Source organism: Micromonospora noduli (genome assembly GCF_003264475.1).
GTDB lineage: Bacteria > Actinomycetota > Actinomycetes > Mycobacteriales > Micromonosporaceae > Micromonospora > Micromonospora noduli.
The window spans coordinates 126,004-140,134 of sequence record NZ_PYAC01000042.1; the positions used below are offsets into that span (position 1 = coordinate 126,004).

The 14,131-nt window shown below is 69.6% G+C and carries 15 protein-coding genes and 1 pseudogene; 10 read left to right on the top strand and 6 right to left on the bottom strand.

Annotation, left to right across the window (positions count from 1 at the left end; translation table 11 throughout):
* Positions 1–42: 42 nt before the first annotated feature.
* From MED15_RS29590 to MED15_RS34600, 4 genes are all read right to left on the bottom strand, one after another.
* Positions 43–1,032, bottom strand: coding sequence for a sigma-70 family RNA polymerase sigma factor (locus MED15_RS29590; protein ID WP_091405669.1), 990 nt, complete (start codon positions 1,030–1,032; stop codon positions 43–45).
* 377 nt (positions 1,033–1,409) lie between these two features.
* The gene (gene murQ / locus MED15_RS29595) at positions 1,410–2,351 is read right to left on the bottom strand and encodes an N-acetylmuramic acid 6-phosphate etherase (protein WP_112584084.1); all 942 of its coding nucleotides are present in this window, start codon (positions 2,349–2,351) and stop codon (positions 1,410–1,412) included.
* The gene (locus MED15_RS29600; protein WP_091405675.1) at positions 2,348–3,262 is read right to left on the bottom strand and encodes a MurR/RpiR family transcriptional regulator; all 915 of its coding nucleotides are present in this window, start codon (positions 3,260–3,262) and stop codon (positions 2,348–2,350) included. The genes murQ and MED15_RS29600 overlap by 4 nt, the downstream gene beginning before the upstream one ends.
* A gap of 75 nt (positions 3,263–3,337) precedes the next feature.
* Entirely contained in the window at positions 3,338–4,354 is a 1,017-nt protein-coding gene (locus tag MED15_RS34600) for an NAD-dependent epimerase/dehydratase family protein (RefSeq protein WP_112584083.1), read from the bottom strand.
* Positions 4,355–4,510: 156 nt separating this feature from the next.
* Here MED15_RS34600 and MED15_RS29610 point away from each other — a divergent pair, with 156 nt between their 5' ends.
* Positions 4,511–5,203, top strand: coding sequence for an SDR family NAD(P)-dependent oxidoreductase (locus MED15_RS29610; protein WP_112737527.1), 693 nt, complete (start codon positions 4,511–4,513; stop codon positions 5,201–5,203).
* Here MED15_RS29610 and MED15_RS29615 read toward each other — a convergent pair.
* Positions 5,188–5,856: a dTMP kinase gene (locus MED15_RS29615; RefSeq protein ID WP_112584081.1), complete on the bottom strand. Its 669-nt coding sequence runs from the start codon at positions 5,854–5,856 to the stop codon at positions 5,188–5,190. The genes MED15_RS29610 and MED15_RS29615 overlap by 16 nt on opposite strands.
* 179 nt (positions 5,857–6,035) lie before the next feature.
* On the opposite strand from MED15_RS29615, the pseudogene MED15_RS29620 reads away from it, so the two are divergent.
* The 5 genes and pseudogenes from MED15_RS29620 to MED15_RS29635 form a co-directional block, all read left to right on the top strand.
* Positions 6,036–6,623: pseudogene (locus MED15_RS29620) on the top strand (nucleotidyltransferase family protein); the annotation flags it as partial.
* Complete coding sequence (locus MED15_RS29625; protein ID WP_091405686.1) at positions 6,620–6,895, top strand: hypothetical protein; 276 nt, start codon at positions 6,620–6,622, stop codon at positions 6,893–6,895. The pseudogene MED15_RS29620 and the gene MED15_RS29625, both read left to right, overlap by 4 nt.
* Positions 6,896–6,905: 10 nt before the next feature.
* Positions 6,906–7,682 carry a metallophosphoesterase family protein gene (locus MED15_RS29630; RefSeq protein WP_091405690.1) on the top strand — a complete coding sequence of 259 codons (777 nt, stop codon included), beginning with the start codon at positions 6,906–6,908 and terminating at the stop codon, positions 7,680–7,682.
* On the top strand, positions 7,673–7,816 hold the full coding sequence (locus MED15_RS33680) for a GPGG-motif small membrane protein (protein ID WP_007464364.1): 144 nt from the start codon (positions 7,673–7,675) through the stop codon (positions 7,814–7,816). Before MED15_RS29630 ends, MED15_RS33680 begins: the two co-directional genes overlap by 10 nt.
* A gap of 172 nt (positions 7,817–7,988) precedes the next feature.
* Complete coding sequence (locus tag MED15_RS29635; protein ID WP_112584079.1) at positions 7,989–8,483, top strand: TspO/MBR family protein; 495 nt, start codon at positions 7,989–7,991, stop codon at positions 8,481–8,483.
* A 51-nt stretch (positions 8,484–8,534) separates the two neighbouring features.
* Here MED15_RS29635 and MED15_RS29640 read toward each other — a convergent pair whose 3' ends face one another.
* Positions 8,535–9,308: a M23 family metallopeptidase gene (locus MED15_RS29640; protein WP_112737529.1), complete on the bottom strand. Its 774-nt coding sequence runs from the start codon at positions 9,306–9,308 to the stop codon at positions 8,535–8,537.
* 250 nt (positions 9,309–9,558) lie between these two features.
* On the opposite strand from MED15_RS29640, the gene MED15_RS29645 reads away from it, so the two are divergent.
* The 4 genes from MED15_RS29645 to MED15_RS29660 all read left to right on the top strand — a co-directional run bounded on the left by MED15_RS29645 (position 9,559) and on the right by MED15_RS29660 (position 14,109).
* Complete coding sequence (locus MED15_RS29645; RefSeq protein ID WP_112584077.1) at positions 9,559–10,905, top strand: ABC transporter substrate-binding protein; 1,347 nt, start codon at positions 9,559–9,561, stop codon at positions 10,903–10,905.
* Between the two features lie 71 nt (positions 10,906–10,976).
* Positions 10,977–12,023, top strand: coding sequence for a carbohydrate ABC transporter permease (locus MED15_RS29650; RefSeq protein ID WP_112584076.1), 1,047 nt, complete (start codon positions 10,977–10,979; stop codon positions 12,021–12,023).
* Position 12,024: 1 nt separating this feature from the next.
* A complete protein-coding gene (locus MED15_RS29655) occupies positions 12,025–12,993 on the top strand; it encodes a carbohydrate ABC transporter permease (RefSeq protein WP_112584075.1) in 969 nt (322 codons plus the stop codon).
* Between the two features lie 69 nt (positions 12,994–13,062).
* Positions 13,063–14,109, top strand: coding sequence for a LacI family DNA-binding transcriptional regulator (locus MED15_RS29660; protein WP_112584074.1), 1,047 nt, complete (start codon positions 13,063–13,065; stop codon positions 14,107–14,109).
* Positions 14,110–14,131: the final 22 nt, after the last annotated feature.

The window sequence follows — 14,131 nt, forward strand, 5'->3', positions numbered from 1 at the left end:
CCCCCTATCGGACGCCGGCCGTTCGCCGTCATTACTACCAGGTCAGGCTGCTTGCAGCCCCTCCGCCCGAGCCAGCTCGCGGAGCCGGCCGAGGGCCTGGATCTCCAGCTGCCGGATCCGCTCGCGGGACAGCGAGAACCGGGACGCGACCTCGGTGAGCGAGTGCTCCCGGCCGTCCTCCAGCCCGTAGCGGGCCCGCATGATGCCGGCGGACCGGTCGTCGAGGTGGTTGAGCAGCCCCTCGATGCGCTGCCGCTCCAGGCCGCTGAGGACGATGTCCTCCGGCGACGGCGCGTCACTGTCGGCGACCAGGTCACCGAGGTTCGTGTCGCCGTCGTCGCCCACCGGGGTGTCCAGCGAAACGGTGTCCTGTGACCAGCGGCGCAGCTCGTTCACCCGCTCGACGGTGACGCCGAGGGCGTTGGCGATCTGCTCCGGCTCCGGGTCGCTGCCCAGCTCACGGGTCAACTGCCGGGCCACGTTGCGCATCCGGTTGACGTCCTCCACCAGGTGCACCGGTAGACGGACGGTGCGCTCCTGCTGGGCGATCGCCCGGCTGATCGCCTGCCGAATCCACCAGGTGGCGTAGGTGGAGAACTTGTAGCCACGCTCGTAGTCGAACTTCTCGACCGCCCGGACGAGGCCGGTGTTGCCCTCCTGGATCAGGTCCAGCATGGGCATCCCCGAGCGCACGTAGCGCCGGGCGATCGACACGACCAGTCGGAGGTTGGCGCGGATGAAGAGGTCCTTCGCCCGCTCCCCCTCGACGACCAGCCACTCCAGGTCGGCCCGGTCGACACCGGCGGGAACGGCTTCCTCACCGAGCAGGTGCTCGGCGTAGAGGCCGGCCTCGATCGCCTTGGAGAGATCGACCTCCTTGGCGGCGTCCAGCAGTGGCGTCCGGGAGATCTCGTGCAGGTAGACGCCGACCAGGTCGCGCTCCTCGGCAACCTCGTCGGTTCGCATGCCGATGTTCTTGTCCACGTTGCCCACGGTCCCCTCGCTCGCGCCGGTTGCCCGGTTCCTTGCCATTCCCCACACCTGTCAGCCCCTGGTAACTTCTGCTGTGCCGATCGGTGCTGACACCTACACAACAGATGAGACGTGTCGGGGATTCCTCGTCGTGAGTCGAAAGTGTCACGAATGCCTGAGTAGTAGCTGAGAGCACGGTCCATGTTTGCTGTCAGCACCCCATCGGGTGGCTCGCCACTGGGCACCACGTACGGGTTACCGCACCATGGCAACACCGCCCGCCGTGGGGGCACAGCGACCCGGGTCACCACCGCGATGCGATCCTGGTCACTGCCAGATACGCACCCGTGGACCGGTTGGTTCATTCACGGGGGTGTTATTACCCCCCGGCCAGATGAACAATCCGAGGGCCCGTTCGCTTCCCGGCCCGGGTGGCGCTAGGAGGCGAGCAGGGCGAGGGCGCCGCGCACCTGGTCGGCCGAGCGGGCCAGCGCGGCCCGGGCGGCGTCGATCTCGGCGCCCGAGACGAGGGCGACGAGCGCCGTCTTCAGGTCACCGTCGGCCTCGGTGAGGGCCTGCCGGCAGAGTTCCTCCGAGCAACCGGTGGCCTCGACCAGAATCGAGATCATTCGTCCGCGGAGTTTCGCGTTGGTGGCCACCATATCGATCATGAGGTTCGAGTAGACCCGCCCCAGGCGCACCATGACGGCGGTCGAGAACGTGTTGAGCACCAACTTCTGCGCTGTGCCCGCCTTCATCCGGGTCGACCCCGTGACCACCTCGGGTCCGGTGTCCACCCCGATGAACACGTCGACCGACCGGGCGGCCTCCGCCTCCGGATTGGCGCAGAGCAGCACCGTAGAGGCGCCCTTGGCGCGGGCCGAGGCAAGCGCCCCGAGGACGTACGGGGTGCGTCCGCTGGCCGCCAGACCAACCACCAGGTCCCCGGCCCGTACACAACTGGCCGCTTCGACCGCGCCGCCCCGGTCGTCGTCCTCGGCGTCCTCGACGGCCCGCCACATGGCGTCCGGGCCTCCCGCGAGGTGCGCGCAGAACCAGTGTCGGGGCGAGTTGAAGGTGGGGGCCAGTTCGGCCGCGTCGAGCACACCCAGTCGGCCGGAGGTGCCGGCCCCGAAGTAGTGCACCCGGTGGCCGCCGCGAAGCGCCGCGACCGCCAGGTCGACGGTGGTGGCGATCTCGTCGAGCACCGCGGCGACCGCCGCGGGCACCCGCCGGTCCGCCTCGTTGATCACGGTGAGGACGTCCCGGGTCGACATCAGGTCCAGGTCGACGCTGAGCGGGTTACGCCGTTCGGTGGGGGCACCCACCCGGACCGTGGGGCGAGCGGGTCGTGCGGGCATCTCCGCACCGGCCGTCATGCCCGCCTCCGGTTGGCACCCACCCGGTGCGACTGGACCGCCTCGGCGGTCGCCTCCAGGGCCTTGCGGGCCCGGGCCCGGTTGCGGGCGGCCACCCCGACGAAAAGGCAGTCGACAACGGTGAGCTGGGCCAGCCGGCTGGCCGTCGCGCCGGAGCGGTAGGTGGTCTCCCGGGCCGCCGTGGTCAACACGAAGTCCGCCACGTCGGTGATCGGCGAGCGCGGGAAGTTGGTCAGCGCCACTGTCGCGGCACCGCGGGTACGGGCCTGCTCCAGCACCTCGATCACGTCCGAGGTGGTGCCGGTGTGCGAGATGCCGATCGCCACGTCTCCCCGGCCCAGGAGAGCGGCCGAGGTCAGCGCGGTGTGCACGTCCGGGAAGTAGAAGGCGATCCGGCCGATGCGGTGCAGCTTCTGCTGGAAGTCCGAGGCGACGAACCCACTGGCGCCGGCACCGTAGATGTCGATCCGACCGGCACCGCTGATCGCCTCGACCACCTGCTCGCAGACGGCGGGGTCGAGTTGCTCGGCGGTCTCCTCGACGGCGCGGGCGTCGTTGAACGCGATGGTGGCGATGATCTGGGCGAGGTCGGCGCCGGGCGGGATGTCACCGCCGACCACTCGGGCGTCCGGTGGCTCGATCCGGCGGGCGGCCTCGGCGGCGAGGCGGATGCGCAGTTGGGGGTAACCGTCCATGCCGACCGAACGGCAGAACCGGATGACGGTCGCCTCGGATGTCTCGGCTGCGGTGGCGAGGTCGGTGATTGTCCGACGGGCGGCGGCCGCCGGGTCGGAGACCACCAACCGGGCGACCCGCTGCTCGGCGGGCGACAGCGATGGCAACAGCCCACTGATGTGGACGATCAGCCCACCGGGCTCGTGACTCGCAGAAATCTTCGCACTCTTCGCCACGGATGAAACTTACTTTCACCAGGCGTGAGCGTCAACTATGACTGTCCGAGGTGGGGGAAACTTCGATCGCCGGGATCACCGGTCCCGCACAGCCTGCCACTTCCCCAGGATCGCCGCCTCATCCGCCGGGTCCAGTCCACCCTGCCGGACGGCCGCCGGGTGCGCGGCCATCCAGGACGCTGTCGCCCGAACGGTATCGGCCAGCGGACGGACCGTCAGACCGGCGTCCAGGGCCGGCCGGACGTCCCGGTCCATCAGGCCGGCGGTCTCCGGCAGCCGCACCCAGAGTGGCAGCGCCCGCTCCCCCGACCACTCGCGTACGTCGTTGGACAGCAGGAACTCCTGGTCGACCCAGGTGAAGGCCGGCTCGGCGATGCCCAGCCCGGCGGCCACCCCGGCCAACATTTCGGCCCGGGACATCGCCGGACCGCTGCCGTCGTACGTGCCGCCGAGGCGGGTGCCGGCGGCGTGCAACAGCCAACCGGCCAGATCGGCGACGTCCACGAACTGCACCCGATCGGTCGGGTGCCCGGGGGCCAGCACCTCGCCACCGGCCGACAGCCGCCGCACCCAGTACGGGAAACGATCGCTCGGATCCTCCGCCCCGACGATCAGCCCCGCCCGGCAGATGAACGAACGGTCCACGCCCATCCGCTCCCGGACCAGCTCCTCGATGCTCACCTTGCACTCGCCGTACCAGCGGTGGTCCGGGCCGACCGGACCGTCCACGTCCGGCGGGGCCGGCGCCAGGATCGGCGCGTCCGCAGCGGTCTGGCCCGGGGTGGTGTAGTCCGCGTACACCGAGATCGTCGACACGAACGACCAGTGGCCGACGTGGTCGGCGAGCGCGGACAGGGCGTGCCGGGCGTGGCTGATCTGGCGGGTCACGTCGACCACGGCATCGAAGCCCGCGGCGGCGAGCGGGACGAGCGACTCGGGATCATCGCGGTCGGCCGCCACGAACCGCGCCCCGGCCGGCGCCGCCCCGGACACGCCCCGGGCCGCGCAGGTCACCTCGTGCCCCTGTTCGACGGCGAGCCGTGCCGTCGCCCGACCGAGGAACCGGGTGCCACCGAGAATGAGGATCCGCATCCGCCGATCCTGCGCCCCCAAGGTCCGAACATCCCAACCAATCTGCCGACGGCAGACCTCGATCATGAAGTTGTTGCCACTCAGCTCGGCGTGTCACGGCAACAACTTCATGATCGACGGAGGGGCTCGAAGGGGCGGGGCACTAGCGTGGGGCGTATGGGACAGGGCAGCGTGTTGGTTACCGGGGGTTCCGGCGGGCTCGGCGGGGCGGTCGTGACCGCGTTCGTCGAGGCGGGCTGGCGGGTGGTCGTACCGGAGCGGAAAGCCCGGCCCGGGTCGGAGCCGGCGGCGGCCGGACTGGTCCGGGTGGTCGCGGACCTGGGCGAGCCGGCGGGTGCGGCGCAGGCGGTCGAGGCCGCGGCCGGCGAACCGGCGGCGCCACTGCGCGCGGTGGTAAACCTCGTCGGGGGGTACGCCAGCGGCGGGTTGGTGCACGAGACGCCGGTCGATGAGTTCGAGCGGATGCTCACCGTCAACCTGCGGCCGACCTACCTGGTCACCCAGGCCGCGCTCCCGCACCTGGTGGCGTCCGGCGGCGGCGCGGTGGTCTGCGTCTCGGCCCGCGCGGCGGTCACCCCGTTCCGCGGCGCGGCCGGCTACTCGACGGCCAAGGCGGCGGTTCTGGCCTTCGCCAACGCGGTCGCGGTGGAGTACCGGTCGCAGAACGTGCGCTGCAACACCGTGCTGCCCAGCGTCATCGACACCCCGGCGAACCGGGCGGCCCAGCCCGACGCCGACCATTCCCGCTGGGTTACTCCCGCCGAGATCGCGCCGGTGATCCGGTTCCTCGCGTCGGCCGATTCCGCCCCGACCAGTGGCGCCACAGTGCCGGTCTACGGGCGGGCCTGAACCACCACCGGGCCGACGTCCTCTCCGCCCGAGGCGGACGACGGTAGCCAGGTCTCCAGGTGCGCCTGAATCTGCTCGGTCACCTCCTCGGCCGGGCGGCCCGCGTCCACCAGCACGAAGCTGGGGTACTCGGGCAGTGCCCGGTAGGCGGTGTCGGCGGCCGTCAGCCACCCCATCGTCTCGTGGTCGGTGCCGCGTTCCTCGATGCGCCGGTACGCCTCCGCCGGGTCGACGGCGAGCAGGAAGGTCACCTGCGGCGTCGGGAACAGCCGGTAGCCGGCCCGGGCGAGCCGCTCCCAGCGCTGCCCGCCGTGCGCCCGGATGCTCGCGTACTGGCAGGCCGAGTAGCGGTCCATCACCGCCGTCCGGCCGGTGAGCAGACAGCTGAGCAGGGCGATGGCGATGGCCAGCCAGCGCAGCACCGACTCCACGGCCAGCACGCCGTCGCGACCGACGAGCCGTTGGGCGTCCGGCCGACCGAGGCGTTGGGCGAGCCGGCCGAGCCAGCGGCGGCCACTGGCGTTGCGGCGGTAGGTGGCGGGGCGTCCGGCGGCGGTCAGCGCGTCGGCCAGCCGGTGTGCCTGCGTGGTCTTGCCCGAACCGTCGATCCCGATCAGGGCGACGGTGCGCAATCGGGCCTTGCGTCGTCGCATCCCCGATGATCTGGCCACTCTCCACAGGTTATCCGACCCACGCACCTGGTCCGCGCGGTTTGTGGTGGTTCATCCCTGTTGACGCCCGACCGAGACACCACCAGGTGTGGACGACCGGAATGCCGGGTACCGGAGTTTGAAATCCAACCGCCGGTCCACCAACACGACGACGGAGGAACCAGATGGCTGAGCGCGGAGACGAGAGTCTTGTGCACACCCTCAAGAAGGTCGCCGCCGTGCTCAAGCAGTCTGAGATTCCGTTCGCCCTGGGCGGCAGCTTCGCGGTCTACGCCCACGGGGGCCACTCCAGTGATCACGACGTCGACTTCCTGATCCGGGAGGCCGACGTGGAAGAGGCACTGGAGGCCCTGGTGGCCGCCGGCTTCATCGCCGAGCGTCCGCCGGAGGACTGGTTGGTGAAGGTCTTCGACGACGGCCGGATGGTGGACCTCATCCACCGGCCGATCGAGACTCCGGTGACCGAGGAGACGTTCGCCGACACGGTCATCCGACCGGTGGACGCGATTCACATGCCGGTGCTGTCCGCGACCCAGCTGATGGTGCACAAACTGCTCAGCTTCTCCCAGCACTACTGCGACTTCGCCCGCGGTCTGCCGCTGGCCCGCTCGCTGCGGGAGCAGATCGACTGGGAACGGGTACGCAAGGAGACGCAGCACTCGCCGTACGCCGAGGCGTTCCTGGTGCTGCTGGACCGGCTGGAGGTGGTGCCGGCCGCCGGCACCCAGCCAGGAGAGGGGACATCGTGACCCACCATCGCGACATCGGCGCCGGGCCACCGGACGAATACGTCGAGGCGGAGATCCAACGGTTGCTCGTCGAGGACCCCGCCGTCGCCGAACAGGGGATCACAGTGGTTCGACGGGAACGCGCCCTCGTGCTCTACGGCGAGGTGGAGAGTCCGCACCGGCGGGAGGAGATCCTGCGTCGGGTGTCCGAGCGCTTCCCGGACGTGCCGATCACCAGCGACATCGGGGTGATCCGCGCCCAGGCGCCCACGGAGATCGAGCAACTGCCCTGAGGGAGGTTCCATGGTGATCCGGATTGCCGCTGTGGGCGACGTGCATCTGGACGAGGACGTGGTCGGCCGGTTCCGACCGGCGCTGGAGGAACTGCCGGAGTGCGCCGATGTGCTGCTGCTGGCCGGGGACCTGACCCGGCACGGCACCGAGGCCGAGGCGCGCTGCGTGGCAGAGGAGTTCGGTGGGTTGGCCGTACCGGTGGTGACAGTGCTGGGCAACCACGACCACCAGTGTGACCAGGTGCCACAGGTGGTCAAGGTGCTGGAGGACGCAGGCATCACAGTGCTGGAGGGCAACGGCGTCGTGCTGGACTGCGCGGGTGGCCGGCTCGGCATCGCCGGCGTCAAGGGCTTCGGCGGCGGGTTCGCCGGGCGGTGCGCCAGTGACTTCGGCGAGCCGGAGATGAAGGCCTTCGTGCGGACCACCACCGACAGCGCGGACCGTCTCGGTGCGGCGCTGCGCTCACTGGACTGCGACATGCTGGTCGCGCTCACCCACTACTCGCCGGTGCCGGACACGCTGGCCGGCGAGCCGTTGGAGATCTACCCGTTCCTGGGGTCGTACCAGTTGGGGCAGGCGATCGACTCGGCGCCCACGGCGCTCGCCGTGCACGGGCACGCGCACGCCGGCACCGAGCGCGGCACGACCCCCGGCGGGGTACGCGTCCGCAACGTCGCGCACCCGGTGATCAAGCAGGCGTACAGCGTCTTTCACGTTGGCGATCAACTCGACACCGACCAGGTTTCCCCGATCGGCCAGTCGGGTAGTCAGAGGTCATGGAGCTGATTCTCTGGATTCTCGCAGTCGTACTCGTGGTCGCCGGCATCCTCGCGCTGTTCCGCCGGCAGATCCTGTGGGGCATCGTCCTCATCGTCGTCGGGCTGTTGGTCGGCCCGGGTGGTGTCAGCATCTTCAATTAGCGCTCATACGCCTTAAAACCGGGACCCGCCGGGGTCGCCGCGACCGAAGCTTCGTCCTCCCGACAGAAGCATCGGCCGTGGCGACCCCGGCGCTTTTTCGTGGCTGGCCGGCCTCGTGAACCGCCCTCCCGCTCGGCGGTTTGAGCCGACCCCGAGGGGAAATATCTCGACGATGGAGATATCTCAGGACGCGCCGGCGGCCTCCGGGCGGCGAGCGTGGTGGGCCCTCGCCGGTTTCGCGGCCGCGGTCTTCGTCGCCGCCGCGATCGGCGGGCTGGGCGTGCAGGGCACCACCGCGGAGTACGCGAGCCTGCGGCAGCCGAGCTGGGCCCCGCCCTCGTGGCTGTTCGGCCCGGTCTGGTCGCTGCTCTACGCGCTGATCGCGGTGGCCGGCTGGCTGGTCTGGCGCCGGGTCGGCTTCTCCCCCGCCCTCTGGGCGTGGACCGCCCAACTGGTGCTCAACGCGATCTGGACCCCGCTGTTCTTCGGCGCCGGGCAGTACGGGCTGGCGTTCGCCGAGATCGTGCTGATGTGGCTGGCGATCGGCCTGACGGTGATGCTGTTCGCCCGGGTGTCCCGGGTGGCGACGGCACTGATGCTGCCGTACTGGGCCTGGGTCACCTTCGCCGCCGCGTTGAACCTGTCGATCTGGCAGCTGAACAACTGACCGCACGGTCCCCGGCGGCGGCGTCCGCCGGGGACCGTGGCCGTCACCAGGTCAGCAGCGAGGCACGCCGGGGATGTACCCGTCGGAGCCGGTGTACACGTACGCGTCCGCGATGTAGCGGCCGGAGCCGATCCGGTCCCAGATCGAGCTGGTGCCGTACGTGCCGGTGACCGTGGTGCCGCTGGTCTGGCAGGCGATGGTCACCCGGGTGCCGTCGGCGACGGTGCCCACCGAGGCGTACCCGGTGCCGGGGCCGGAGCGGACGATCAGCGGCGTGCCACTGGTGTCGACAGTGCCGTTGCCGCTGCCCGAAGCGCACCCGTTGTTACTGGTGTAGCTCTTGCTGCCCCAGTACAGCGCGAGGGTGCCGTTGAAGCGCACCTGGATGTCGGCGCCGTTGAGGCGCTGCTCGTAGTGCAGGTGGGGGCCGGTCGAGCCGCCGGTGCTGCCGACCCAACCGAGCACCTTGCCGTACCCGACCGTCTGCCCGACCGAGACGTTGAAGCCGTTGAGGTGCGCGTAGTAGGTGCTGTAACCGCCGCCGTGGTTGATCCGGACGTACTTGCCGTAGCTGGTGCCACCGAGGTCGGTAACCCGGTCGACAGTGCCGGGGGCGCTGGCGACCACCGGGTCGCCGAGATCGTCGGTGCGGTTGAAGTCGACCGCGTACGCCGGGCTGTGGTCCGACCGGGTCTGCCCGGACCAGGACTGGCCGCACGGGAACGGCACCTTGAAGGTCGGCGCGGCCAGGGCCGGGGTCGCCGGCACCAACGCTCCCCCGACGAAGAGACCCGTAACCAGCAGGCTGATCCACCGCTTTCGCATACAGCTCCTCCTATGTCGAAAACCTTCGATCCGAGGGGCCTAGCCTGACAGATATCGTCAATCTTCGAAAGAGTCCCCAGCTTGTCCCGGGAGCGCGCCTACCAGGCAGACCGCAGGTTTCCGGATTGTTACTCGCTCGTGTCTGACAGGGGGTGGACCGGGCCGGATGCAAGCGCTTACATGTGTGCACGCCCAATCGGACCGGCGACAGGTCACCAGCACGACCGCGCCGGCTAGGAAGGAGGACGGCATGGCGGTCTTTACCAGACCACGCCAGGCCTTCGTGATCGCCGGTGTACTCGGGCTGGCGCTCAGCGCCACCGCCTGCGGTACCGGCGACGACAAGAAGAGCAGCAAAGCGGGCTCCGCGGAGTGCGCCGCATACGAGAAGTACCAGGGTCACGACGGCAAGAAGGTCTCCATCTACGCGTCCATCCGTGACGCCGAGGCCGACCTGCTGGAGCGGTCGTGGTCGCAGTTCACCGACTGCACCGGCATCGAGATCGACTACGAGGGCAGCGGCGAGTTCGAGGCGCAGCTCCCCGTTCGGGTCGACGGTGGCAACGCCCCCGACATCGCCTTCGTGCCGCAGCCGGGCCTGGTGAAGCGTTTCGCGGACGCCGGCAAGCTGAAGTCCCTCGGCGCCGACACCAAGGCCCTCGCCGAGCAGAACATGCCGGCCGACTGGCTGAAGTACGGCACCGTGAACGGGACGCTCTACGGCGTGCCCCTCGGCGCCAACGTGAAGTCCTTCGTCTGGTACTCGCCGAAGACGTTCAAGGAGAAGGGCTGGGAGGTCCCGACCACCTGGGACCAGCTCATCGCCCTGAGCGACAAGATCGCCGCCAGCGGCATCAAGCCGTGGTGCGCGGGCGTCGAGTCCGGTGACGCCACCGGCTGGCCGGCCACCGACTGGATCGAGGACGTGGTCCTGCGTACGCAGGGTCCCGAGGTCTACGACCAGTGGACCACCCACACCATCCCGTTCAACGACCCGAAGATCGTCGACGCGGTCGACCGCGCCGGCAGCATCCTCAAGAACGAGAAGTACGTCAACGGCGGCTTCGGCGGCGTCAAGAGCATCACCACCACCGCCTTCCAGGAGGCGGGCCTGCCGGTGACCACCGGCAAGTGCGCGATGCACCGACAGGCGTCGTTCTACGCCAACCAGTTCCCCGAGGGCACCAAGGTGGCCGAGGACGGCGACGCGTTCGCCTTCTACTTCCCGACCATCGACCCGTCCAAGGGCAAGCCGGTGCTGGGCGCAGGCGAGTTCGTCGTCGGCTACGCCGACCGTCCCGAGGTCCAGGCCGTGCAGACCTACCTCGTCTCGGCGGAGTACGTGAACAGCCGCGCGAAGCTCGGCAACTGGGTCACGGCGAACAACAAGCTGGACATCGCCAACGTCGCCAGCCCGATCGACAAGCTCTCCGTCCAGATCCTCCAGGACAAGACGGGCACCTTCCGCTTCGACGGATCCGACCTGATGCCGGCCGGCGTCGGCGCGGGAACGTTCTGGAAGGGCATGGTCGAGTGGCTGAACGGCAAGGCGACCGCCCCGGTGCTCCAGGGCATCGAGAGCAGCTGGCCTAAGTGATCCCCGGCGGTGGCCCGGTCCGTTGACGCGGGCCGGGCCACCGGCCGAGGTGGACCCGGAAGGGAGGGTTGATGGAGTTCGACTTCGCCGATCAGCAGCCGAAGCTCCTCATGCTGATGTACGGACTGGTCGCCTTCGTGCTGGTGGTGGGTGGTCTCCTACTGCTGCTCGACGTGGTGCCGGCCTGGTTCGCCCGGCGACGGGAGGCGCAGCTCGTCGCCGCCTCGGTGGGCGGTGCTCCACTTCCCCGTCGGCCCAAGCAGCGGGAGGGGATTTTCGCGCTCTTCTTCCTGCTGCCGACGCTGTTGCTGCTCACCATCGGTCTGGTCGTGCCGGCCATCCGCACCGTGCTGCTCTCCCTGATGAACAGGACCAGCACGGAGTGGGTCGGGTTGGACAACTTCGGCTGGATGTTCTCTGACGACGCGATCGTCCGGGTTCTGGTCAACACCCTGGTCTGGGTGCTCCTGGTCCCGCTGGTGGCGACCGGCTTCGGCCTGATCTATGCCGTACTGGTGGACAAGGCCCGGTTCGAGGCCGTGGCCAAGTCACTGATCTTCCTGCCGATGGCCATCTCCTTCGTCGGCGCCAGCATCATCTGGAAGTTCGTCTACGCCTACCGAGGTGAGGGCGACCAGATCGGTCTGCTCAACCAGATCGTGGTCAGCCTGGGCGGTGAGCCCAAGCAGTGGCTGCTCGAATCGCCACTGAACACGCTGCTGCTGATCGTCATCATGGTCTGGATCCAGGCCGGCTTCGCCATGGTGGTGCTCTCCGCCGCGATCAAGGCGATCCCCGGTGACATCGTCGAGGCCGCCCGGCTCGACGGGGTCAGCCCGTGGCAGATGTTCTGGCAGATCACCATGCCGAGCATCCGACCGGCGTTGATCGTCGTGATGGTGACCCTCACGATCGCCACGCTCAAGGTCTTCGACATCGTCCGGACCTCGACGAACGGCAACTACGACACCAGCGTGATCGCCAACGAGATGTACAACCAGGCGTTCCGGTACAGCGAGAACGGGCGGGGTTCCGCGCTCGCGGTCTTCCTCTTCATCCTGGTCATCCCGGTCGTGATCTACCAGATCCGTAACCTCCGTCAACAGCGGGAGGGCTGAGATGACCACCGCAACGCCCACCGTCGCCGCCGGCACCCAGAAGACCGACGGCACCCCGACCACCACGGCCGGCCGGGTCCGCAAGCGGTTGAACAGCCGCACCGCGACGCTCGTCTCGATCGTCATCGCGGTGGTCTGGACCATCCCGACCTTCGGCCTGCTCGTCTCCTCCCTCCGCCCGGAGGACGAGATCAAGACCACCGGCTGGTGGACCTCGTTCACCAACCCGCAGTTCACCTTCGAGAACTACGAGCAGGTCCTGTTCGGGCGGTCGGCTTCCTCCGGGCAGCTCGCCGGTTCCTTCATCAACTCCCTGGCGATCACCATCCCGTCGGTGCTCTTCCCGCTCGCCTTCGCGTGCCTCGCCGCGTACGCGCTCGCGTGGATCAACTTCCGCGGCCGGGACTGGGTCTACATCGCGATCTTCGCGTTGCAGATCGTGCCGTTGCAGATGGCCCTGGTGCCGCTGCTGAGGTTCTTCTCCACCGGGGTCACCCTCGGCGGCGTCACGCTGATGCCGGCCTGGGACCTGGTCGACGAGCAGAAGTTCGCCCAGGTGTGGTTCGCCCACACCTGCTTCGCGCTTCCGTTCGCCGTCTTCCTGCTGCACAACTTCATCTCGCAACTGCCGGGGGACCTGATGGAGGCGGCCCGGGTCGACGGGGCCACCCACCCGAAGATCTTCCGCACCATCGTGCTGCCGCTGATCACCCCGGCGCTGGCGGCGTTCGGCATCTTCCAGTTCCTCTGGGTCTGGAACGACCTGCTGGTCGCGCTGATCTTCGCGGGCGGCAGCGACGAGACCGCTCCGCTCACCGTCCGGCTCGCGGAGATGGCCGGCACCCGGGGCAACGAGTGGCAGCGCCTGACGGCCGGTGCGTTCGTCAGCATCGTCATACCGCTCATCGTGTTCCTGTCCCTGCAGCGCTTCTTCGTGCGAGGTCTGCTCGCCGGCAGCGTCAAGGGCTGACCCCCGCGTCCGCCGCCGCCTGACCCCTCGGGCGGCGGCGGACGCTCCGGGCACCGAGCGGGGGAAACCGTGACGAGGATCGATGATGTGGCCCGGCTGGCCGGGGTGTCCACGGCCACCGTCTCGCGGGCGCTGCGCGGACTGCCGACGGTCTCGGCCGCCACCCGGCGCCGGGTACTCGCCGCCGCCGAGCAACTCGACTACGAGGTCTCGCCGAGCGCGTCCCGACTCGCCGGCGGCCGGACCGGCACGGTTGCGGTGGTGGTCCCCCGGATCACCCGCTGGTTCTTCAGCACCGTCGTCGAGGCGGTCGAGGAGTACCTCCACCAGTCCGGCTACGACCTGCTGCTCTACAACCTGGGCGGCCGGGAGCAGGTCCGCCAGCGGGTTCTGCGTACGGCCAACCTGCACAAGCGGGTGGACGCCATGATGCTGGTCGCCACGCCCCTGCGCCCGGCCGACCTGACCGCGCTGGCCACCCTGGAACTGCCCGGAGTCACCATCAGCTCGGGCAGCAGGGTGCCCAACTGGCCGTGCGTACGGATCGACGACGTGGCGGCCGCGCGGGTCGCGACCAAGCATCTGATCGACCTCGGCCATCACCGGATCGCCCACATCTCCGGCGACCCGGACGACGAGTTGGCGTTCACCACCCACCTGGACCGGCGCCGGGGCTACCAGGCGGCGTTACGCTCCGCCGGCCTGCGACCCGACCCCACCCTGGACATCGAGTCCACCTTCACCATCGACGGCGGCAACCGGGCCACCGCCGAGCTGCTGGCCCGCGGCGAGCCACCGACCGCGATCGTCGCCGCCTGCGACGAGATGGCGATGGGCGCGATGACCGCCCTGCGCGACGTCGGACTGCGGGTACCGCAGGACGTCAGCGTGGTCGGCATCGACGACCACGACCTGGCCGGTGTGCTCGGGCTCAGCACCGTCGCCCAGCCCGCCGCCGAGCAGGGCCGGCTGGCCGCCCAGATGCTGCTCGACCCGCTCGGGGCCCGACCGCCGGCCCCCATCGTCAGTCAACGGGGTGCCGGTTGCGACACTCCGGTGGTCCTGCCCACTCGGTTGGTGGTCCGGGATTCGACCGCACCGCCCCGGGCACACTGAAATCCAAACACCGCAACACGGG

Excerpts from the sequence above, each read along its gene's own strand:
- MED15_RS29590 (WP_091405669.1), bottom strand. The coding sequence starts at position 1,032 with ATGGCAAGGAACCGGGCAACCGGCGCGAGCGAGGGGACCGTGGGCAAC.
- murQ (WP_112584084.1), bottom strand. The coding sequence starts at position 2,351 with ATGACGGCCGGTGCGGAGATGCCCGCACGACCCGCTCGCCCCACGGTC.
- MED15_RS34600 (WP_112584083.1), bottom strand. The coding sequence starts at position 4,354 with ATGCGGATCCTCATTCTCGGTGGCACCCGGTTCCTCGGTCGGGCGACG.
- MED15_RS29610 (WP_112737527.1), top strand. The coding sequence starts at position 4,511 with ATGGGACAGGGCAGCGTGTTGGTTACCGGGGGTTCCGGCGGGCTCGGC.
- MED15_RS29615 (WP_112584081.1), bottom strand. The coding sequence starts at position 5,856 with ATGCGACGACGCAAGGCCCGATTGCGCACCGTCGCCCTGATCGGGATC.
- MED15_RS29630 (WP_091405690.1), top strand. The coding sequence starts at position 6,906 with ATGGTGATCCGGATTGCCGCTGTGGGCGACGTGCATCTGGACGAGGAC.
- MED15_RS33680 (WP_007464364.1), top strand. The coding sequence starts at position 7,673 with ATGGAGCTGATTCTCTGGATTCTCGCAGTCGTACTCGTGGTCGCCGGC.
- MED15_RS29635 (WP_112584079.1), top strand. The coding sequence starts at position 7,989 with ATGGAGATATCTCAGGACGCGCCGGCGGCCTCCGGGCGGCGAGCGTGG.
- MED15_RS29640 (WP_112737529.1), bottom strand. The coding sequence starts at position 9,308 with ATGCGAAAGCGGTGGATCAGCCTGCTGGTTACGGGTCTCTTCGTCGGG.
- MED15_RS29645 (WP_112584077.1), top strand. The coding sequence starts at position 9,559 with ATGGCGGTCTTTACCAGACCACGCCAGGCCTTCGTGATCGCCGGTGTA.
- MED15_RS29650 (WP_112584076.1), top strand. The coding sequence starts at position 10,977 with ATGGAGTTCGACTTCGCCGATCAGCAGCCGAAGCTCCTCATGCTGATG.
- MED15_RS29655 (WP_112584075.1), top strand. The coding sequence starts at position 12,025 with ATGACCACCGCAACGCCCACCGTCGCCGCCGGCACCCAGAAGACCGAC.